This window comes from Anaerotruncus massiliensis (ex Togo et al. 2026), from assembly GCF_030825285.1.
GTDB lineage: Bacteria > Bacillota > Clostridia > Oscillospirales > Ruminococcaceae > Anaerotruncus > Anaerotruncus massiliensis.
Genome location: NZ_JAPJQF010000003.1, coordinates 1 through 21,070, shown reverse-complemented (window position 1 = coordinate 21,070; position 21,070 = coordinate 1). Strand labels below are relative to the sequence as shown.

At 65.4% G+C, this 21,070-nt stretch carries 18 protein-coding genes; 2 read left to right on the top strand and 16 right to left on the bottom strand.

Annotated elements, in window-relative coordinates; translation table 11 throughout:
• Positions 1–2 precede the first annotated feature (2 nt).
• The 14 genes from trmFO to RCI06_RS01910 form a co-directional block, all read right to left on the bottom strand.
• Positions 3–1,322: a methylenetetrahydrofolate--tRNA-(uracil(54)-C(5))-methyltransferase (FADH(2)-oxidizing) TrmFO gene (gene trmFO, locus RCI06_RS01975; RefSeq protein ID WP_306573881.1), complete on the bottom strand. Its 1,320-nt coding sequence runs from the start codon at positions 1,320–1,322 to the stop codon at positions 3–5.
• Positions 1,319–3,442 carry a type I DNA topoisomerase gene (topA, locus tag RCI06_RS01970; protein ID WP_101550907.1) on the bottom strand — a complete coding sequence of 708 codons (2,124 nt, stop codon included), beginning with the start codon at positions 3,440–3,442 and terminating at the stop codon, positions 1,319–1,321. Before topA ends, trmFO begins: the two co-directional genes overlap by 4 nt.
• Positions 3,443–3,514: 72 nt before the next feature.
• Positions 3,515–4,765, bottom strand: coding sequence for a DNA-processing protein DprA (gene dprA, locus RCI06_RS01965; RefSeq protein WP_101550908.1), 1,251 nt, complete (start codon positions 4,763–4,765; stop codon positions 3,515–3,517).
• A gap of 22 nt (positions 4,766–4,787) precedes the next feature.
• Positions 4,788–5,585 (bottom strand): RNA methyltransferase, encoded by a 798-nt coding sequence (locus tag RCI06_RS01960; RefSeq protein ID WP_306573878.1) that lies wholly within the window; start codon positions 5,583–5,585, stop codon positions 4,788–4,790.
• Between the two features lie 71 nt (positions 5,586–5,656).
• Positions 5,657–6,010: a 50S ribosomal protein L20 gene (gene rplT, locus RCI06_RS01955; protein ID WP_101550913.1), complete on the bottom strand. Its 354-nt coding sequence runs from the start codon at positions 6,008–6,010 to the stop codon at positions 5,657–5,659.
• Between the two features lie 26 nt (positions 6,011–6,036).
• Entirely contained in the window at positions 6,037–6,240 is a 204-nt protein-coding gene (rpmI, locus tag RCI06_RS01950; protein ID WP_101550915.1) for a 50S ribosomal protein L35, read from the bottom strand.
• Positions 6,233–6,787, bottom strand: coding sequence for a translation initiation factor IF-3 (infC, locus tag RCI06_RS01945; RefSeq protein WP_207654186.1), 555 nt, complete (start codon positions 6,785–6,787; stop codon positions 6,233–6,235). Before infC ends, rpmI begins: the two co-directional genes overlap by 8 nt.
• A 194-nt stretch (positions 6,788–6,981) precedes the next feature.
• Positions 6,982–10,512, bottom strand: a complete 3,531-nt coding sequence (addA, locus tag RCI06_RS01940) for a helicase-exonuclease AddAB subunit AddA (RefSeq protein ID WP_306573876.1) — start codon at positions 10,510–10,512, stop codon at positions 6,982–6,984.
• Positions 10,505–13,831: a PD-(D/E)XK nuclease family protein gene (locus tag RCI06_RS01935; RefSeq protein ID WP_306573874.1), complete on the bottom strand. Its 3,327-nt coding sequence runs from the start codon at positions 13,829–13,831 to the stop codon at positions 10,505–10,507. Before RCI06_RS01935 ends, addA begins: the two co-directional genes overlap by 8 nt.
• A gap of 167 nt (positions 13,832–13,998) precedes the next feature.
• The gene (locus RCI06_RS01930; protein WP_101550923.1) at positions 13,999–14,526 is read right to left on the bottom strand and encodes a 2-oxoacid:acceptor oxidoreductase family protein; all 528 of its coding nucleotides are present in this window, start codon (positions 14,524–14,526) and stop codon (positions 13,999–14,001) included.
• A complete protein-coding gene (locus RCI06_RS01925; RefSeq protein WP_101550925.1) occupies positions 14,526–15,281 on the bottom strand; it encodes a thiamine pyrophosphate-dependent enzyme in 756 nt (251 codons plus the stop codon). Before RCI06_RS01925 ends, RCI06_RS01930 begins: the two co-directional genes overlap by 1 nt.
• Entirely contained in the window at positions 15,281–16,354 is a 1,074-nt protein-coding gene (locus RCI06_RS01920; RefSeq protein WP_101550927.1) for a 3-methyl-2-oxobutanoate dehydrogenase subunit VorB, read from the bottom strand. Before RCI06_RS01920 ends, RCI06_RS01925 begins: the two co-directional genes overlap by 1 nt.
• A 40-nt stretch (positions 16,355–16,394) precedes the next feature.
• Entirely contained in the window at positions 16,395–16,601 is a 207-nt protein-coding gene (locus RCI06_RS01915; protein WP_101550929.1) for a 4Fe-4S binding protein, read from the bottom strand.
• Between the two features lie 38 nt (positions 16,602–16,639).
• Entirely contained in the window at positions 16,640–17,320 is a 681-nt protein-coding gene (locus RCI06_RS01910; RefSeq protein WP_101550931.1) for a hypothetical protein, read from the bottom strand.
• A gap of 144 nt (positions 17,321–17,464) precedes the next feature.
• Here RCI06_RS01910 and RCI06_RS01905 point away from each other — a divergent pair, with 144 nt between their 5' ends.
• Both RCI06_RS01905 and putP read left to right on the top strand, forming a co-directional pair.
• Positions 17,465–17,791: a hypothetical protein gene (locus tag RCI06_RS01905; RefSeq protein ID WP_306573872.1), complete on the top strand. Its 327-nt coding sequence runs from the start codon at positions 17,465–17,467 to the stop codon at positions 17,789–17,791.
• A 183-nt stretch (positions 17,792–17,974) separates the two neighbouring features.
• Positions 17,975–19,465 carry a sodium/proline symporter PutP gene (putP, locus tag RCI06_RS01900; protein WP_306573870.1) on the top strand — a complete coding sequence of 497 codons (1,491 nt, stop codon included), beginning with the start codon at positions 17,975–17,977 and terminating at the stop codon, positions 19,463–19,465.
• 58 nt (positions 19,466–19,523) lie between these two features.
• On the opposite strand, the gene RCI06_RS01895 is transcribed toward putP, so the two are convergent.
• Together RCI06_RS01895 and RCI06_RS01890 are read right to left on the bottom strand one after the other, a co-directional pair.
• Positions 19,524–20,156, bottom strand: a complete 633-nt coding sequence (locus RCI06_RS01895) for a lactate utilization protein (RefSeq protein ID WP_101550937.1) — start codon at positions 20,154–20,156, stop codon at positions 19,524–19,526.
• A gap of 32 nt (positions 20,157–20,188) precedes the next feature.
• Entirely contained in the window at positions 20,189–20,881 is a 693-nt protein-coding gene (locus tag RCI06_RS01890; RefSeq protein WP_172439219.1) for an HAD hydrolase-like protein, read from the bottom strand.
• Positions 20,882–21,070 lie beyond the last annotated feature (189 nt).

The following is a 21,070-nucleotide window of genomic DNA, read 5'->3' as shown; positions in this document are numbered from 1 at the left end:
GATTACAAGACCTCCTGTTCTTCCCGCAGGACCTCCCGCAGGTGGCCGAGCCCCCGCTCGGCGATCATCTGGTAACGCTGCTGCTTGTCCCGCACCCGTTCGCCGAGCGGGGGCAGCAGCCCCATATTGCAGCCCATCGGCTGGAACTCGGCGACGCTTTCATCGCTGATGTAGGCGCACAGCGCCCCCGACATCGTGTCGCGCGGCAATTCCAGCGAAGGCAGGCCGCGCAGCCTGCGCGCAAGCTGCTTCCCTGCTAGGATTCCCGACATGGCCGACTCAATATACCCCTCCACGCCGGTAATCTGCCCCGCAAAGCAGATTCTTTCCTCGCTCCGCAGCCGAAAGGCGCCGTCCAGCAGGCGGGGCGAATCGAGGAAGGTGTTGCGGTGCATCACGCCGTACCGCGCGAATTCCGCGTGCTCGAGCCCCGGGATCATCGAAAAGACCCGCTTCTGCTCCCCAAATTTGAGGTTGGTCTGGAAGCCCACAAGGTTGTAGAGGCTCCCCTCCCGGTTCTCCCGCCGCAGCTGCACGACCGCCCACGGGCGGCGCCCGGTGCGCGGGTCGCGCAGGCCGACCGGCTTGAGCGGCCCGTAGCGGATGGTGTCCGGACCGCGCCGCGCCATGATCTCGATCGGCATGCAGCCCTCGTAGACCTTCTCCTCCGGGCGGTCGAAGCTGTGCAGCGGCGCGCCCTCGGCGCTTAACAGCGCGTCGTAGAACCGTTCGTACTCCTCCTTCGTAAAGGGGCAGTTGATGTAGTCGTCCTCCCCGCGGCCGTAGCGCGCCGCGAAAAAGACCCGCTCCCGGTCGAGCGAATCGAAGGTGACGATCGGCGCGGCCGCGTCGTAGAAGCTCAGCGACCCGCCGCAGCGCGCCTCGATGTCGGCCGCGAGCGCGTCGGAGGTGAGCGGCCCCGTCGCGACGATCACATTCCCCTCTTCGGGGATCTTCGCCACCTCGCCGGGGACGACCTCGATCAGCGCGTGCGCGCGCACGCGCGCCGTCACAAGCGCGGAAAACGCGTCCCGGTCCACGGCAAGCGCGCCGCCCGCCGCCACGCTCGTTTCATGAGCGCAGGCGACGACCAGCGAACCCATCATGCGCATCTCTTCCTTGAGCATCCCCGCCGCCGAGCCGATGCGCTGGGCCTTGAGCGAGTTGGAGCAGACAAGCTCCGCGAAATTTTCACTGTGGTGCGCGGGGGAAAACCTTTGCGGCTTCATTTCGTGGAGCCGCACCGGGATTCCCGCGTTTGCCAGCGCCCACGCGGCCTCGCAGCCGGCGAGCCCCGCGCCGATGACCGCGACCGGCGTCATTCCTCGTCCGCGTCCCCGGCAGAGGACTTCCCTTTCACCGGCCGCGCGTAGTCGCAGCCCTCCTTGAGGCAGTGGATGAGCGCGCCGCGCCCCGTCTTCTGGAAGAGGGCCGCGCCGCATTTGGGACAGGGCTCCGAGAGCGGTTTGTCCCACGTCATGAACTTGCATTCGGGGAAGTGCTCGCAGCCGTAGTAGCCCTTGCCGTTCTTCGACTTTTTGGCGAGCACCTTGCCGCCGCACACGGGGCAGAGCCCGCCCGTCTCCTTGACGATCTTCTTGGTGTTGCGGCACTCGGGGAAGCCCGGGCAGGCGAGGAATTTGCCGAACCGCCCGGTCTTGATGACCATCTTGCGCCCGCACAGCTCGCAGACCACGTCGGTCTCCTCGTCGGGGACCTTGACGCGGGTGCCCTCCATATTCTTTTCCGCCGTTTCAAGCGTCGTTATGAAATCCCCATAGAAGCCATCGAGCACCTGGGTATAGCTCTCCTTGCCCTCCTCGACCTCGTCGAGGCTCTTCTCCATGTTGGCGGTGAAGTCGATGTCGACAATCTTGGAGAACTGCTCCTCCATCAGCTTGGTCGTCACCTCGCCCAGCGCGGTCGGCTTGAGGGCCTTGCCCTCCCGCTCGACGTAGCCGCGCGCCAGGATCGTCGTGATCGTCGGCGCGTAGGTGCTCGGGCGGCCGATGCCGTTTTCCTCGAGCGTCTTGATGAGGGAGGCCTCGGTGTAGCGCGCGGGCGGCTGGGTGAAGTGCTGGTTGGGGGTGAGCTGCTTGAGGGCGAGGGCGCCGCCCGTCTCAAGCGGCGGGAGCGCCGCGGAATTCTCCTCGTCGGAGTCCTTGGCCTCCTCGTAAAGCACTGTAAAGCCGTCAAACTTTACCGTAAAACCGGACGCCTTGAACAGGCAGTTCGCGGCGTTGATGTCGACCGCCACGGTGTCGAGCAGGGCGTTGGCCATCTGGCTGGCGATAAACCGCTCCCAGATGAGCTTGTAGAGCTTATACTGCTCGGCGCTGAGGTCCTTCTTGACCTTTTCGGGCGTGAGGGTCGGATCGGACGGGCGGATCGCCTCGTGCGCGTCCTGCGCGTTCTTCTTGGATTTGAAGACGCGGCGGGTCCCCGGCAGGTACTCCTTGCCGTAGGTCTCGGTGATGTAGGCCTTGGCGATGTCGGCGGCCTCGTCGGAGATGCGCAGGCTGTCGGTACGCATGTAGGTGATGAGGCCGGTCGCGCCGATCCCCTCGATCTCGATGCCCTCATAGAGCTCCTGCGCGATCTTCATCGTGCGGCGGGACTGGTAGCCGAGCCGCCGGGAGGCCTCCTGCTGGAGGGTCGAGGTGATGAAGGGCGGCGCGGGGGATTTTTTGCGGACCCCCTTCTTGACGTTGCCGACGGTGTAGTCCGCCCCGTCGAGGGATTCGATGATCTTTTTCGCGCTCTCCTCGTCCGGAATGCCGGCGAGCTCGAGCTTTTTGCCGTCGATCGAATAGAGCTTGGCCGGGAAGGGCTTTTTCGCATAGCCCTTGGCGGCGAGCAGCGCGTCGATGGACCAGTATTCCTGCTGCTTGAAGGCGCGGATCTCCTCCTCACGGTCGAGGATGATCCGCACCGCGACCGACTGCACCCGCCCGGCCGACAGCCCCTTGCGCACCTTGCGCCAGAGGAAGGGGCTGATCTTGTAGCCGACGATGCGGTCGAGGATGCGGCGCGCCTGCTGCGCGTCCACGAGCTTTTCGTCGATCGTGCGCGGGTGCTCCATGCCGTAATGCACGCCGCTCTTGGTGATCTCGTTGAAGGTGACGCGGTTCTGCTCCTTCATGTCGACACCGAGCATCTGCGCCAGGTGCCAGGAGATCGCCTCCCCCTCGCGGTCCGGGTCGGTCGCGAGATAGATGGCGTCGCTCTTCTTGGCGGCCTTTTTGAGATCCTTGATGAGATCCTCCTTACCCTTGATGTCGACGTACTGCGGCGCGAAGCCGTTGTCCACGTCGACCCCCAGCTTGCTCTTGGGCAGATCGCGGACATGTCCCATCGACGCGACCACCTCAAACCCCTTCCCGAGGTATTTTTTTATCGTTTTCGCCTTTGCGGGCGACTCCACGATGACAAGATTGGACAACTTGTAACCATTCCTTTCCCGGGGAAGCTCCCCTCTATCAATAAACGCGCTTACGCGCAGTCAATTCCAGTTTCATTCCGGCGCCCCGGCCAGGTACCTGCCGCCCGGAAGCGCCCGCACCAGCCCGAAGAGCTCCAGCTCGGTCAGGGCCGCCAGCGCCTGCGCGGCGGTGAGCCCCGCGCGCCCGGCGAGCGGTTCCGCGCCCTCCGGCAGATCGCCGAGCGCGGCGTAGAGGCTCCTGGCCTCCTCCGAGACCCCCAGCTCCCCGAGCGCCGCCTCTCCGGGCCGTTCGGCCGGCGGGACGGCCTCCTGCGCCACCATGAGCGGCAAAGCCTCCCCCATGGACGGGCGCGGCACCTTGCGCGGGCCGTTCAGGGGCTGCGGATTTACATCCTGCCCGGCGGCACGGATCTTCCGCACCACCGTATGCGCGTCGATCCCGGCCGGGAACCGGCCGATATACTCCTCCAGGATGCTGTAGACGTTCAGAACGAGCTTGGCGCCGTCCTTGATGAGCCGGTTGCACCCGGTCATGCTCGGGTCGAAAATCTCCCCCGGCACCGCGAAGACGTCCCGGTTCTGATCCAGTGCGTGGCGCGCGGTGTTGAGCGCGCCGCTCTGCTCGGGGGCCTGCACCACCACGACGCCCGCGGAGATGCCCGCGAGCAGCCGGTTGCGGATGTTGAAGTTGTATCGCTGCGGGCGTTCCCCAAAGGGGAACTCGGTCATCAGCACGCCGCCCTCGTCGAGGATGCGCCGCTTGAGGCCGCGGCTTTCGCTCGGGTAGTCGATGTCGAGCCCACAGGCGAGCAGGCCGACCGAGCGCCCGTTGGCGGCAAGCGCCCCATCGTGGGCTGCGTAGTCGACGCCCACCGCGAGCCCGCTGGCCACGGTGCAGCCCGCCGAGGCGAGGTCATAGGCGAGGCGTCTCGCGCACTGCTCGCCGTAATCGGTCGAGGTCCGCGTCCCCACCAGCGTGAGGACCAGCTCCTCCCGCAGGCCGCGCAGGTCGCCCAGTACATATAATACACACGGCATACCGTCGATATTTGTCAAAGCCTCGGGATAATCGGGAGAATCCGGGGTGATCACGGCGCACCCGCACCGGCGGGAGAGGCGCAGGTTCTCCTCCGCCTTCCGAAGGTCGGCCGAGCGGATGCGCTCGATCTCCTTGGGCGCGAAGATCCCCGTGGCGCGCAGCTCCTCCTCGCTCATGCGGTAGAGCTTCTCGGGCGCGCCGATCTCCCGGATCACCCGGTCCGCCTTGATGCTGCCCGCGCCGAGCGCCTCCTGCAGCCAGATCCAATAGAGGCCGTCCGCCATGCCGCGCACCCCCGAAATCAGTCTAACGGTACATTTCCCACAAAAAGACCCCCGCCGCCATCGCGGCGTTGAGCGATTCGCTGCCCGGCTCCATCGGGATGACGAGGCTTCCGGTGCAGCGGCCGATCACGCCGTCCGCCAGCCCGCCGCCCTCGTTTCCGATCACGACCGCGCAGCCGCCCTCGCCGAGCGAGACCTCCCGGAGGGTCTTCGCGTCCCGCCGCAGGGCGGCCGCCCACACGGGCACGCCCGCTTCTTTCAGCGCGTCGATCCAGCCCCCGAGGTCGTCCGTCACCGCGGCGGGCACCCGAAAGACGCCGCCCATCGACGCACGCAGCACCTTGGGGCTGTACAGGTCGGGGCAGTCGTCCGAAAGGAGGACGCCGCCGACCCCGAATGCCGCCGCCGTGCGCAGGATGGTGCCGAGATTTCCCGGGTCCTGCAGCGAGGAAAGCAGGAGAAATTTGCCGTTACTGCTTATTTTAACAGGTTGCGTCCCGTTGTCAAGCATACGGAAAACGCCGAAAACGCCCTGCGGGCTGACCGACTGGGCGAGCTTGTCCGCCACGGCCGGGGTAATGCGGCAGAAGGTTTCCGCCGCGAGCGCAATGGGCGAAAGGGTGTCGAAAGCGCTCTCGAACGCCTCCTCGGTGGCGAAGAGCTCGACGGGAAAATACCCCGCCGCAAACGCTTCCCCGGTGAGCTTGGCCCCCTCGGTCACGAAGAGGCGCTCCTCATACCGCGCCCTGCGGGAGCCCGCGAGCCGGACATACCGCTTGACGGAAGGACTCTGGCGCGAAGTGATCTCCTTTTCTGCCACGGCGGGTACCTCCTTCCCCTACATACAAAAGATACGCCCGCGCGGATGCGCGCGGGCGTATGCGGTTCCTATTAAAGGGCGGCCTTCGCCTGTTCGACGAGCGCGGTGAACGCCGCGGCGTCGTTGATCGCAATCTCCGAGAGCATCTTGCGGTTGAGCTCCACGCCGGCCTTTTTGAGGCCGTTCATGAAGGTGCTGTAGTTGACTCCGTTCATGCGGCAGGCCGCGGAGATGCGGGTGATCCACAGCTGGCGGAAGTTGCGCTTTTTCTGCTTGCGGCCGATGAAGGCGTAGTTGCCCGACTTCATCACCTGCTGTTTGGCCATTTTAAAGAGCTTGCTCTTGGCGCCAAAGTAGCCTTTGGCAAGCTTCAGTGTCTTTTTCCTTCTCTTACGGGTCATCATTGCGCCCTTAACACGAGCCATATCTATTTACCTCCGTCTTATTCCGATTATTTGTAAGGAACGAGCAGTTTGATCGTCGCCACGTTGGTCTTGTCGGCGTAAGCGCCGCGGCGCAGGCGACGTTTGCTCTTGGCGGTCTTCCCGTGCCCGTTGAGCAGGTGGCTCTTGTAGGCGTGCGCACGTTTCACCTTTCCGTTCTTGGTAAGCTTAAAGCGCTTTTTGGCACCGGTGTGGGTCTTCAGCTTAGGCATTTTTGTTTCCTCCCTTAATATTGGTTGCGGGCTTCGGCGAAATAAACATCACCATGCTGCGGCCCTCGAGCTTCGGCTGTTTCTCGACGTTGCCGACCTCGGCCACCGCTTCGGTGAAACGCTTCATGATGCTCGTCCCCAGCTCGGGATGTGCCATCTCGCGGCCGCGGAATCGCAGGGACGCCTTCACCTTATCCCCGTCCTCAAGGAACTTGATGGCGCGGTTCACCTTGGTGTTGAAATCGTTGGTGTCGATGTTCAGCGAGAGGCGGACCTCCTTGATTTCGATCACCTTCTGATTTTTCCTTGCTTCCTTCTCCCGCTTCGCCTGCTCGAACTTATACTTGCCGTAGTCCATGATCTTGCAGACGGGCGGCGTGGCCTGAGGAGCGATCTTCACGAGGTCAAGGTTCTTTTCGATCGCCATGTTCTGGGCCGTCGCAAGCGGCACAACGCCGAGCTGTTCCCCCTCCGTGCCGACCAGACGCACTTCCTTGTCTCTGATCTCCTCATTGATGAGCAATTCCTTGCTGCTAATACGAAACACCTCCAAAGCCTTTTTTGCATTGAATTGAAAACGAGCGTGGGCAGAAACCGCCCACGCTCGTAAAATCAACCACAGTCTCCCCCGCAGGGGAAATCGCTATTGACCAGCCGCCCACCGGCGGCGAGGTGAGAACAGAAACTGCTCTACTTTGTTTACCGAATTATGATACCACGCGCATGCGCGGATGTCAACCCCTAAATGATGATTTCCCTGGACAGCGCGAAGGAATAGAGCACGCACTCCCTGACCGGCATGCCCAGCGCGCCGCCGAGCACCTTCCGGTAGAGCTCGAGCTGCACCCGGTAGCGTTCGACCAGCTCTGCGGGCGTCCTGACATGGTCGGTCTTGTAGTCGACGATCACCGCGCCGCCGTCTTCCGCGAAGACGCAGTCGGCCACGCCCTGGACCGCCGTTTTTCCGCCCGCGTCGAAGAGGTCGGTGTACGCCCCGAGCGTCTCCCTCCCCACCTCGGCCAGAAAGCGCAGCTCCCGCCACACCCTGTCCGCGCGGAAGATGCGCCCCGCCAGCGGCGAGCGGAAGAACGCCGCGAGCTTTCCCGCGTCGATGGCGTCCGCCTCCTGCCGGGAGAGGAAGCCCTCCCGCGCCATCCGTTCGAGCTCGGCGGCGACGTCCTTTGCCGCCGCGCGGTAGTCGGAAAACTGCATGAACTTGTGGAGCGCGCTGCCACGCTGCGCGGCGGTGAGCCCCCGCTCCTGCAAAAAGGCGGGCCGTCCCGCGAAGCGGTAGCTTTTGGCGAGCTCCCCCTTGGAGATCTGCGAAACCGCCATCTTGGTGGGGATCCGCGTCTCGGGCGCGAAGGGATAGCGCCAGGCGAGCCGCCGCTCCAGCGCCCCGGTGAGCGCCGGGTCGGGCGGGGGCGGCGTCTCCTCCGCCGTCTCCCCCGCCGCGGGCGGGTCGCCCCCAACGGGCAGGACGGCGGCCGAAAACGCGGCCTGCGCCGGAACGGCGCCGGCCTCGACGCCGTACTGCGCCAGCAGTCCTGCCGCGCCGGGGTGGTGGACCGCCGCCATCAGGACCCAGTCGAGATAGCTCGCCGCGCCGCGCACCTGGTAGGGCGGCAGCTTGCCGTTCCCCTCCGGCGCGCAGGCCAGCCCCGCGAGCTTCTCCCCCGGCCTGGTGAGCGTCCCGGTCAGGATGAGCCGCTGCTTGGCGCGGGTGAGCGCCACATAGAGCACCCGCAGTTCCTCCGAAAGCATCGAGCGTTCGATCGCCAGCCGCAGCGCCTGCATCGGCACGGTGGAAAACTGCGTCTGCAATTTGGGGTCGCGGCGCACGCAGGCAAAGCCCAACTCGGTGTGCAGCAGGGTCGTGCCGTTCAAATCCTGACGGTTGAACTGCTTGGCGCAGTCACAGAGGAAGACGACGGGGAATTCCAGCCCCTTCGAGCGGTGGATGCTCATGATCCGCACGACGTCCGCCTGCTCCGACAGACTCGCCGCGGGCGCGAAGTCGCCTCCCCGCTCGATCAGCCGGTCGACAAACCCGACGAACCCCGAAAGCCCCCGGTAGCCGCTCGCGTGGTAGTCGCAGGCGTACTGCACGAGCAGCAGCAGGTTCGCGCGGCGGGAAGCGCCCATCCGCATCACCTGCGCCTTGGCAAGGCAGCCGCACTCGTCGTAGACGCGGCGGATGACCGCGTCGGCGGTCGCGCCCGCCGCGAACCGCCGCAGCCGCGCGAGCGTCCCGCAGAATTCCAGGCAGTGCGCGTCCCCCTCCCCGGCGCGCCTCTGCACCGCCGTGTAGAGGGGCGCGCGCCGGTCGGCAAGGCGGATATGCGCCATCTCGTCGGCGGTGAAGTCGAAGAGGGCGGACATCATCGCCGCCGCGAGGTCGACGTCGAGCAGGGGGTTGTCGATCACCCGCAGCAGCGCGACGACCGGCGCGACCTCCTTCGAGGTGAGAAAGCCGCTCTTCGGCTCCGCCCAGACGGGCACGCCCCTCTTTTGCAGCGCCTCCAGATAGGTCTGCGCCCGTCCGGAGGGGGAGCGCAGCAGGATGCAGACGTCCGACGGGCGGATCTTCCGCAGGGCGTCCCCCTCCGCGACGAGCTCCCCGCGTTCGAGCATCCCGGCGATCTCATCGGCGACGTAGTCCGCCTCGACCTGCGCGCGGGTCCGCTCCCCCGCGTAGCCCGTGAGGTCCAGAAGGCGCAGCCCGCATCCGGCGGGCGTCCCCTCGGGGAAGCTCCCGCCGGGGATGAGCGCCTCCTCCTCGTTGTAGTCGATCTCACCGATCTCCTCGCTCATGAGCAGCGAAAACAAAAAGTTGACCCCGCCCGTCACCTCCGGCGCGCTGCGGAAGTTCTTCCCGAGCGTGATCTTCGCCGGGAACTGTTTGCCGTCGTAGGGGGCGTAGCGTTTTTTCTTCTCCATAAAGAGCTCGGGGCAGGCCTGGCGGAAGCGGTAGATGCTCTGCTTGACGTCTCCGACGAGAAAGAGGTTCCGCTCCTTTTGCGAGACGGCCCGGAAGATGATCTCCTGCGCCGCGTTGGTGTCCTGGAACTCGTCGACGAGTACCTCGTCGTAGCGCTCCGACACCGCCCGGGCGAGCGGGGTCTTGACGTACCCCTCCCCCGCGGGCCGCACGAGCAGCGCGATCGCGTACTGCTCCATATCGGAAAAATCCATCAGGTTTTTCTGCCGCTTCTGTTCGGTGAACGCCCGGTCGAACGCCTCCACCAGCTCGAAGAGGGTCTCCACCATCGGGCGCAGGTCGGCGACGTCCTCGGAGAACTCGGCCGCCGTGGCGCAGAACTGCCGGTCCCGCAGCGTCTCGACGATTCCCCGGACGCTCTTGCGCAGCGCCTGCGCCGCCCCCTTGCGGGGGTCGTCCCCCCGGACGGGGCGCAGCTTCTCAAAGACGAAGCTCCCCAGCCGCTTGCAGGTCCCGTCCCAGTCGCGCGCCGCGACCGATTCCCGCACCCGTTCGAGCTGCCGCAGGTCGGCCCGCAGCGCGCCGCCGTAGGCGTTCGAGAGCGTCTCGTCCTCCTCCACGAGGGACAGCGCGCGCCCGCAGAGCGCGCAGGCGTGCCCGAGCGCGTCGGAGGCGTAGCCTAGGATGCACTTGCCCCAGATCGAATCGGCGACCGGCACCCCCTCATTATAATAGGAGAGCTTCGCCTCCATCCAGCCGTGGTAGAAGGGATGGGAGCGCACGAAGTCGTAGAGGGAGAAGAGGGTGGTAAAGACGCGGCTGTCGTCCCGCCCGGTGCTGAGCAGCTCGACGAGGCGGGCAAACCGTCCGCCGTCCTCCCGCGCAAAGAATTCCTCCACCACGCCGCGCGCGCAGTCCCGCCGCAGGACCTCAAGCTCCTTCTCGTCCCCCGTGCGGATGTTGGAGGCGATGCCCAGCAGCTGGAAATTCTGCCGGATGAGCTCGCTGCAAAAGGCGTGGATCGTGCTGATCTGCGCCCGCCCGAGCAGCAGCTGCTGGCGGCGCAGGCGGGCGTTTTCGGGGTGTTCGGCGGCCAGCGCCGTCACCCGCGCCATGATCCGCTGCTTCATTTCGAGCGCCGCCGCGTTGGAAAAGGTCACGACGAGCAGCCGGTCGGCGTCGACCGGCTGCTCGGAGTCGAGGATGCGCCCTACCGCCCGTTCGACGAGCACCGCCGTCTTGCCCGAGCCCGCCGCCGCCGAGACGAGCACCGTCCCGCCGCGCGCCTCGATCGCGTCCCGCTGCCGGGGGGTCCACTGACGCTCAGCCATCCGCCTCATCCCCTTCCATCGCCTTGAGCGCGGCCGCGCGGTCCAGCTCCGCGAGCTTTCTCACCGCGTCGGAATCCTCATGCCCGCAGACCGCGTGGTAGTCGCACCAGTCGCACGGCCGGTAGTCGCTCAGCCCGTCGACCGGCGCCGCGTCGATCTTCCCACCCGCGAGGCTGTCCGCCAGCTCAATGAGCAGCCGCTCGACCTGCCGCCGGATGGTCCCCATCTGTTCGAGGGTGGCGAGCTGGCTGTGCGCGTCGAAGGAGCCGTCCTTTTTCGTCCTGACGGGGATATAGAGCCCCGCGAGGCCCGGCTCCATCGCCGAGAGGACCTCCCGGTCCTCCAGCAGGATGCCGTTCATCCGCAGGCGTTTCTGCTGTTCCGCGCGCACCTCGCCCTCCGTGGCGCCCCGCTCCGCCGAAACGACGCTGTCGCGCGCGGGCATGTAGAGCACGCCCGCCGGGACCGCACCGCCCCCGGGCGCGTTCTCGCAGATCGAAAAGAGGTAGATGAGCATCTGCATGTTGAGCCCGTAACAGACGTCCGAGAGGTTGAAGCTCTTGTGTCCCGATTTGTAGTCGACGACCCGTACATAGCGGACCCCCTCCCGCTCGAGGACGTCCATCCGGTCGACGATCCCCTCGACGATCACCCGCGTGCCGTCTGGGGCGCGCAGGTCGAGGGGCTTCATCTCCGCTTCGAGATTGATCGGCAGCTCGAAGGCCGCCGGCTCAAACTCGCTCTGGGCGAATTCCATCGCCAGCCGCCGCAGCAGCCGCACAAGGGTGCCCACCAGCCGCCGGAAGAGGTACCGGAAGCGCGCGGGCATCTCGTCGAGGTTTGCGATCTTGGCGGAGAGGTCCGTCTCGATGATCTCGGTGACCTCCCGCTCCAGCCGCGTGTCGTCGAGCGCGGAAAGCCCCCGCCCGCCGTATTTTCTCACCATCTTTTCGAGCACGAGGTGGATGAGGGAGCCCGACTCGATCGGGTTGAATTCCACCCTGCGGCGGGGGCTGATCCGCAGGCCCGCCTTGCAGAAATAGGAAAACGGGCACTGGTAGTACTGCTCGGCGCGCGACGGGGAGATGCGCACCTGCGCGCCGAAGAGGGCGCGCGCCGCCGCGCGGTCGTTCAGGGAAAATCCCCTCGTCCCGGCGCACCGCGCGAGCGCCTCCATCCGCGCGGGCTCCCGCGCGGAAAACCACGCGCGCAGGGACGCCTCGGCGGGCGTCCGTTCCCGCCAGCCGCGCGCCAGCTCGTCAAAGGCGGTGTGCTCGTTGGCCACCCGCCCGAGCGGCCCCTCCAGAGAGGACTCCACCGGGCATCCGGTCAGCGCGCGCACCCGGTCAAGCGCGGACGAAGGGGCGAGCGCCGCCCCCGCCGTATCCCGCAGCGGCCAGCTGACGCACAGCCGCTCGGACGCCTGCGTGAGCGCGAAATAGACATAATACCGCTCGAAGAGCGCCGTCTGTCCCGGCGTGCGCAGCAGGTCGACCCCGCGCGCCTTGAGCAGGTCGCGCTCGGCGGCGGAAAAGATGCCCGCCGACGTCTCCCAGCGCGGGAAGACCCCCTCGTTGAAGCCGATCACAAAGGCGGCGCGCGGACTGTCCGGCCGGATGCGGTCGGCCGCGCCGACGATCACCTGGTCGATCGTCTGGGGGATGAGCCCGATGTCGGCGGCGGAAATCCCCATGCGCAGCAGATCGATCAGCCGCCCAAGCGGCAGGCGCACGTCGGCGAGCGCCCCGCCGAACACGTCGAGCAGCCCGAGCAACGCCTCCCACACCTGCGCGGACATCTCGAGGAAGCGTTTCTGCTCCCCCTCCTCCATCCCGGCGGCGGCCTCCTGAAGGTGCTCCGCCGCCTTCACCCGCTCGAGCCACCCGAACGCCGCCGCGGCAAAGCCGCGCCCGTCGCAGTCGGCAAGCTCGCGCCGCAGCGTCACGAGCGGGCCGGCCAGCTTTCGGCGGGTCTCGTTGATCCGTCCCAGCCGTTCCGCCTGCTCCTCGGTGAAGCCCTCCGACATCCCGTCGGGGTTGTTGGTGAAGTCCGCCCGCCACGCCGCGCCCGAGACCCCCCAGACGAAGCAGTAGTTCTCCAGTTCCCCCGCTTCGGCCGGGCCGATACCGGTGACGCAATTTTTGGCGAGCGCGAGCAGGTGTTCGGAATCGAACCCGCTGCGCGCCGCGTCGAGCGCGGCCAGCAGCCCCGCCGCGAACGGGTGCACCTGGATATCTGCCCGCAGATCGGCGAAGAAGGGGATCTCATAGCGCGTGAAGACCGTCTCGAGCGGCACGAGGTAGCGGTCGAGGTCCCGCCCGATCACCGCGATGTCGCGGTAGCGGCAGCCCTCCTCCCGCACGAGCGCGCAGATGCGCGAGGCGACGAACTCCAGCTCGTCGTAGAGGTCCTCGCACGCAGCGAGCTTCACCCCCTCATGCGTTTCGCACCCCTCTGGCGCGGCGTCGGAAAAGGCTACGGCGATGTGCGCGAGCGCCGGCCGCGCGAACCGCCGGGGCTCCCGCAGGACGACCGGCGCCGCGACGGGGACCCCCGCCGCCTTCGCGTCGCGCACCAGCCGGTTGGCGGTCTGCGCGGCCGCGGCGAACGCGCCCGTCTCGTCGGCGCAGGAAAGGCCGTCGCAGGGCAGCGCCGCCCACACCGCCGGGCTCCCCTCCAGGATCCGTCCGAGCAGCTTCCACTCCGCGCCCATGAACGCCATGAACCCGTCGATAAAGACGCTGTACTCCGCGAAGAACCCCCGCCCCTCGAGCTTCCGGCAGGCGCGGCGCAGGCTGTCGTCCGGGTCGCAGTAGCCGCGCTCGATCAGCGCCTGGTAGGCGTCGAAGATGAGCGCCACGTCGGAGAGCTTGTCCCGCAGGTCCTCCGACGCGTCCGCCGCCGCGGCGCGCAGTGTTTCGGGGTCCGCGCCCGCGGTCTTGAGCTCGCCGACCGCCTCGCACATCGTGGCGGCGAACGCCGCGCCCGAGACGTTTTTGCGGTAGGCGCGCAGCTCCCCGCCGATCTCGCCGAGCGCGACGCTCATGAGCAGCACCTTGGCCGTCTCGTCGAGGTGCACCCCCGCCAGCCCTCCGTACTCCCGGAAAATCCGGTCGCAGAGGCGTGTAAAGCTCAGCACCTCCACAGACAGCGCGTCCTTCGCGCCGAGCCTCCGGTAGAGGGCCTTCTCGCTCTCGAACGAATACTGCTCGGGCACCAGCAGGACCGCCTTTCCGCCGCCGCGCACGCACTCCGCGATCTTCTCGTGCAGCAGCGCCGTCTTGCCGGTGCCGGCCGCGCCCAGGATCAGATGCAGCATCCGCTCCACCTCCATTCATGCTTCCTATTCTACCACAATCCCCGCCCGGCGGACAAGCGTGCGGGGATTTTTCCCGCCCGCGCCTTTTCCCCGGAAATGCCGCGCCCGGCGGGCATGGAAACGGCCCGGAAGGAAATTCCTTCCGGGCCGCGAGTCCGGGCCGCCTCTCAGAGGCTCATGCCCAGCTTGATGGCGCGCATGTTCGGCTCGAGCAGGTGCTGCTTTTTGGGCGGCACGCACTTGGCCACGGCCGCCTCGACCGTCTCCAGCGACGCGAATTTCGCCTCCTGCAGGACCTTGCCGAGCAGAATGTTGTTGGAGAGCCCCTTGAGGCCCTCGGAATCCGCCTTTTCGGTGGCGGGGACGTAGAAGCAGCTGATGTCGGTGCGGTCGCTCTTCTTGGCGATGAGCGAGCTGTCCACCACGGCGATGCCGCCCGGGGCGACCTTGTCGATGAACTTGTCGTAGGAGGGCAGGTTCATCGCGACGAGCACGTCGGGGTTGAGCACCAGCGGGGAACCGATCGGCTCGTCGGAGATGCACACCGAGCAGTTGGCGGTGCCGCCGCGCATCTCGGGCCCATAGGAGGGCAGCCAGGAGACGTATTGATCCTCGATGAGCCCGGAATAGGCCATGATCTTTCCGGCGAACAGGACGCCCTGGCCGCCGAAGCCTGCGAGCAGGATACTCAGCATTACGGACGCACCCCCTTCTCCGTCTTATCGGTGTAGACGCCCAGCGGGTAGTAGGGCATCATGTTGTCACGCAGCCACTGGAGCGCCTCCGAGGGGGTAAGGCCCCAGTTGGTCGGGCAGGCGGAGAGCACCTCGACGATCGAGAAGCCCTTCTTTTCCACCTGGCATTTGAACGCCTTCTTGATCGCGGCGCCCGCCTTGCGGATGTTGGGGACGCTGTCCACCGAGACGCGCTCGGCGTAGGCCACGCCGTCGAGGGTGGAGAGCATCTCGCACACATGGATCGGAAAGCCGGAGTAGGACACGTCGCGGCCGTAGGGGGTCGTCTGGGTGACCTGCCCGGGCAGGGTGGTCGGGGCCATCTGGCCGCCGGTCATGCCGTAGATCGCGTTGTTGACGAAGATGATCGTGATGTTTTCGCCGCGGGTCGCGGAGTGGACCGTCTCGGCGGTGCCGATGGCGGCGAGGTCGCCGTCGCCCTGGTAGGTGAAGACGACGCTGTCGGGCAGCGAACGCTTGACGCCCGTCGCGATCGCGGGGGCGCGGCCGTGCGCGGCCTCAATCATGTCGCAGCCGAAATAGTTGTACGCCATGACCGAGCAGCCGACCGGCGCGATGCCGATCGTGCGGCCTTCGATATCGAGCTCGTCGAGCGCCTGCGCGACCAGCTTATGGATGATGCCGTGGGTGCAGCCGGGGCAATAGTGGGTGCTGACATCCAGCAGCGCGTGGGGTCTTTGATAGACGACGGCCATTACCGGTCACCTCCTGCCATTTTTTCGATTTCGGAGAGCACCTCGGCGGGGGTCGGGATGACGCCGCCGGTGCGTCCGAAGAAGGACACGGGCGCCCTGCCGTTTACGGCGATGCGCACGTCGTCCACCATCTGGCCCATGCTCATCTCGACGCTCAAAAACGCCTTTGCGCCGCGCTCGGCCGCCTTTTCGATCGGCGCGTACGGATACGGCCAGAGGGTCAGCGGGCGGATGAGACCGACCTTGATCCCCTTTTCCCGCGCGGAGTTGACCGAGCTGCGGACGATGCGGGAGGTCGCGCCGTAGGCGACGACGACGTATTCCGCGTCCTCCATGAGGTACTCCTCGCAGCGGGTGTGCTTCGCCTTGACCTCCTCATAGCGCTGGAAGCGCTCGAGGATTTTGGCTTCCAGCTCCTCCGGCTGGAGGTAGAGGGAGTTGACGATGTGGTGGGCGCGCTTGTGCTGGTGGCCGCTGGTCGACCAGCCGCTCTTGTCGTAGGTCTTGACCTGCTTTTCGGGGAAGGAGATCGGCTCCATCATCTGGCCGAGCATCCCGTCCGCGAGAATCATCGCGGGCATACGGTAGCAGTCGGCGAGGTCGAACGCGTCAAACACCATGTCGACCATCTCCTGGATGGAGGAGGGGGCGAAGACTAGCACGTGCAGGTCTCCGTGGCCGGGGGCGCGGGTGGCCTGCCAGTAGTCGGCCTGGGAGGGCTGGATGCCGCCGAGCCCCGGGCTTCCGCGCTGGACGTTGACGATCAGGCAGGGCAGGTCGGAGCCCGCCAGGTAGGAGATCCCCTCCGATTTGAGGGAGATGCCCGGGGAGGAGGAGGAGGTCATGGCGCGCACGCCCGCGGAGGCCGCGCCGTAGACCATGTTGATCGCGGCGATCTCCGACTCCGCCTGCATATATGTACCGCCGATCTTGGGCATCTTTTTGGCCATATACGCCGCGACTTCCGTCTGCGGGGTGATGGGGTAGCCGAAGAAATGGTGGCAGCCCGCCTGGATCGCCGCTTCCGCGAGCGCCTCATTCCCCTTCATTAACATTTTTTGCGTGGATGACATAACTTCACTGCCTTTCGTGGATCAATTCTGTTTGAGGCCGCTATTTCTCAACGGTAATTGCACAGTCGGGGCACATCGTCGCGCACATCGCGCAGCCGATGCAGCTCTCCATATCCGTCACGGTAGCGGGATGGTACCCTTTTCCGTTCAGTACCGATTTATCCAGAAAAACGATCTTCTTCGGGCAGACTTCCACACACAGGCCGCAGCCTTTACAGATGTCACGGTTCACCGTCATCTTTGCCATTGAAAACACCTCCTTAACTCTATACCGCCGTGGGGCCTCTAGACTTCCCACGGTTTTTTTACATAAATATCCACCGGATAGATCTCCCGGCCGGGCAGCTTCTCCCCCACCCCGGCGGCGAGCTTTTTCCACGCCGTCGTGCAGAGCACGGGGATGCCGTACCGACGCGCCGTCTCCTCAGCGTATCCCGCCGACGAAACGATGTCGTCCGCCGTCGTGATGTCCGCGAGGTTGGAGTTGTTGACCACCGCCGTCACCTCCAGCCGGGCCTTCCGCTCGATCTCCCCGAGGATCTCGGCGGCCTCCTCGCTCGTCCGGGTGAGATAGCGGTAGGCGTTCACGACGTAGAGCACGTCGCATCCGCCCGCCTCTCTGATCATGGCGCTGTAGCGGCCGAGCGCGGCCGCGCCCGCGTCGTCGCCGCCCACGTCGATCACCAGCGTCTTATCCGATTCGATGACGGCGTCCAGGCGCCCGTCAAGGGCGGGCACGTCGAGGTTGGACCGCGCGTAGACGGGCGCGATCAGCCCGATCCCCTTCTCCTCCAGCAGCGCGCCGAAATCGGCGCTGCGGAAATAGGGGTTTACAATGTCGAGGTCGACGAGGATCACGTCCCGGCCGGCGGCCTTCAGGTCCACCGCGAGGTTGACCGAAAAATTGGTCTTTCCGCTGCCGTAGTGGCCGACGACCACGACGATCCGTTTGAGATTGGTCAGCATAGGCGCTCCCTTCTGCGAAAGCGTTAAGTTTGATTATAGCATTCTGCATGATTATTCACAAGGCAACGAAAGAATTTCCAGCTTTTCCACAAATGCGCTTTAAAATACTGCATCAATAAAGTATGAAATGTACAAAAACGGTTCATGCAAAAGCAACTGGAAAAAGTATATAAAAAAACCTTCCCGCAATCCGGGAAGGTCGTGAAAATCGTCCCTAAATTGCTACTTTTTCTTCTTTGCGGACAGTACGACATAGATAATAATAAGGATTACGGATACCACAAGAAGCCCGCCCATAATCGGCAGGAGCATCCCGGAACCGTCGCCCGTATTCGGAATGAGCGCGAAAGAAGGGGTAGCGAGGCAGACCGCACAGCAAAGCGCGGCCAGCGTCGAAGCGATTCTCTTGGAAATCCGGTTGAACATATGCCAAAAGCCTCCGAAAAGGTAGTAAAGACTGCATTGCCCTGATAGATTCTAATTATACGCATATTTTCCCCGCTGTCAACAGAAATTCTGCAACTTTTGAAATCCGCCCTTGCATTGAATTGGGGAATTTTGTATAATAATGGGTAAGTTTTGCAGCTCATCACTGCGGCAATGAGCAAAAGCGCCCCATCCGACATCCAAGCACGAAAATGAGGAGGAACCGCCATGCAGCTTGACATCGGCATCCTGATCGCATTCATCATCTATTTCGCCCTGATGGTGTGGATCGGCTTCTACTTCTACCGCAAGTCCAACAACATCTCCGACTATTTCCTCGGAGGCCGGAGCCTCGGGAGCTGGGTCACCGCGCTGAGCGCGCAGGCCTCCGACATGTCCGGCTGGCTGCTGCTCGGGCTTCCCGCCGCGGCCTTCTGGTCGGGGCTCTCCGCCGCGTGGATCGCCATCGGCCTCGCGCTCGGCACCTATTTCAACTGGAAGCTCGTCGCCGTGCGCCTGCGCAAGTTCACCTACGTCGCCGACGACTCGATCACCATCCCGCAGTATCTGCAAAACCGCTTTTGCAGCAAGTCCACCGCGATCCGCAGCGTCTGCGCGGTGATCATCTTCGTCTTTTTCCTCGTCTACACCGCCTCCGCCTTCAGCACCGGCGCGAAGCTCTTCCAGTATGTCTTCCACTTCGACTACGTCGTGGCGCTGACCGTCGGCGCGGTCATCATCATCTCCTACACCTTCCTCGGCGGCTTTTTGGCCGCCTGCTGGACCGACTTCATCCAGGGGATGCTGATGTTCGCCGCGCTCATCATCGTGCCGGTCGCCGCCGCCTTCACCACCTCGGGCATCTCCCCCGAGCTGATCGCGGGCTTCGGAGGCCCCAACTACCTCAACCTCTTCGCCGACGCGTCCGGCAGGGTCGCGCTCGTCACGATCGTCTCCGGCCTCGTCTGGGGCCTCGGGTACTTCGGCATGCCGCACATCCTCGTGCGCTTCATGGCGATCAAGGACAGCTCGATGATCAAAAAGAGCCGCATCATCGCGATGGTCTGGGTGCTCATCTCCCTTTGCGCGGCCGTCTTCGTCGGCATCGTGGGCATCGCCTTCCTCGGCGGGCGGGGCGTCTACGCCGACGTGGGCGCGGCGGAGGTCATCTTCATGGACCTCGTCACCCGCCTCTTCCCCGGCTTCATCGCGGGCATCCTGCTCTCCGCCATCCTCGCCGCCGCGATGAGCACCGCCGATTCCCAGCTGCTTGTCGCCGCCTCCGCGGTCTCCAACGACTTCTACAAGGCGCTCTTCCGCAAGAACGCCTCCGACAGGGAGCTCATGTGGGTCTCCCGCACCGCCGTCATGGTGATCGCCGTCGTCGCCTACCTGCTCGCGCTCGATCCGAACAGCTCGGTCATGGGGCTCGTCTCCTATGCGTGGGCGGGCTTTGGCTCCTCCTTCGGGCCGGTCATCCTGCTCTCCCTCTTCTGGAAGCGGCTGACCATGAAGGGCGCGGTCGCCGGCATGGTGGTCGGCGGGCTGACCGTCGTGCTGTGGGAAAACGTCCCCGTGCTGGCGGCCACCGGGCTCTACTCCCTCGCCCCCGGCTTCGCCCTCGCGCTCGCCGTGATCGTGGCCGTCTCCCTCCTCGACAGGGAGCCCTCCAAAGAGGTCCAGGACCTCTTCGAGCGCGCGAAGGCCGCGCGGATCTGACTTCACAAAAGCCCCGGGAACGCGGCGCGTTCCCGGGGCTTTTTCTCTGTTTTTCCGCTCAGTAGCCGAGCTGCTCGCCGACGATGATCACCTTGACGCGGCCCTTCACCTTCTGCTGGGACATCACGACATAGTCGCAGCAGATGCGGTCGTCGCTGTGGCAGTCGCGGCAGATGCCGAGCACCTTGCAGGGGGTGCGCCGGTCGAGGCGGGTCGCGTTGGCGGGCGCGGCGGTGTCCCGCATGCGCACCCGCGCCGCCTCGAGGTCGGGCACGATCTTGTTGTAGCCCACGACGACGATCACGCTTTTGGGGCCGTAGATCATCGCGGCCACGCGGTTGCCGATGCCGTCGACGTTATAGAGCTCCCCCGCCTCGGTGACGGCGTTGCTGCTGCAAAAATAGGTGTCGCAGGAGAACGCCTCCCGCTGGATCTTTTCGGGGTCCGCGCCCTTCGCCTCCCGGTCGAGGCAGCGGTAGGCCCCCGAGCGCAGCAGCTCCTTGATCCCGCTCTCCGCGAGGGTCATCGAGCCGCCCCATGAGACCGACTGTCCCTCGGGGCAGAGCTCCTTCACGAGCGCGACCGCCTCCGCGCAGGTCTTGACATAGTAGGCGTCCATCTTGTTGTTTTGCAGATTGCCGATCGTCCGGTTGATCTTCTTTTCGAGTACCGCGCTGACATTTGCGTCCATGCTACCCCTCCGTCCAGCTTGTTGGTCCACTTTTATTTTACCGCGCCCGCCGCCGCATTGCAATCGCCGGGGCCAAAGAAAAAGGGCTCGAGGTCGGCCGGGGACTCCGCCACGTAGCAGCAGCCCAGCTCCTCCGCCTGTTCCGGAAGGAGCCCGAAGCCGTAGGCCGCCCCGACAAAATCGATCCCCGCTGTGATCGCGCCGTCCGCGTCGTAGACCGAGTCCCCGATGAGCACGACGCGGGACTTGTCCGTCCAACCGAGCCGGTCGAGCGCGGTTTCGATGATGTCCTTCTTGGTGATCGCGCCCTTCTCGTCGTTACGGTTGCCGATGCAGGTGTCGATCAGGTGGTCGATCCCGAGGTATTCCAGCAGGTGCCGGGCGGTCTTTTCGGGCTTGAGGGTCGCGACGCCCGTTTTGATTCCCCGCTCCCGCAGACGGCCGAGCAGTTCGGGCAGCCCGTCGTACACCTTCGAGAGGTAGCAGCCCCCCGCCTCGTAGTCCTCCCGGAAGAGCCACACCGCCTTTTCCGCGTCCTCGTCCGACATGCCGGTGTAGGTCTTGAGGGAGTAGACGATCGGCGGGCCGATAAACTTGCGCAGGACCTCTTCGCCGGGCACCGGGCGGCCCATCCGCTCGAACATCCGGCCAAGCGACCGGAAGAGGCCGGGCGAGCTGTCCACGAGCGTCCCGTCAAAGTCCCAGAGCACCACCTGATATTTCATCCGCTTCATCCTATCTGCTGCCGCAATATTTTTGATCAGCACCAGTATACCATACGCGCCCCGCCGAAATCAATCGGGGGCGGCGCGCAAAACCGGCCCCGGCATAAGCCGGGGCCGGTTTTCGCATTCTCTTTTTCCGGGCGTTTCAGAAGCTGCGGCCGGAGCCGCCGCCGCCGAAGCCGCCTCCAC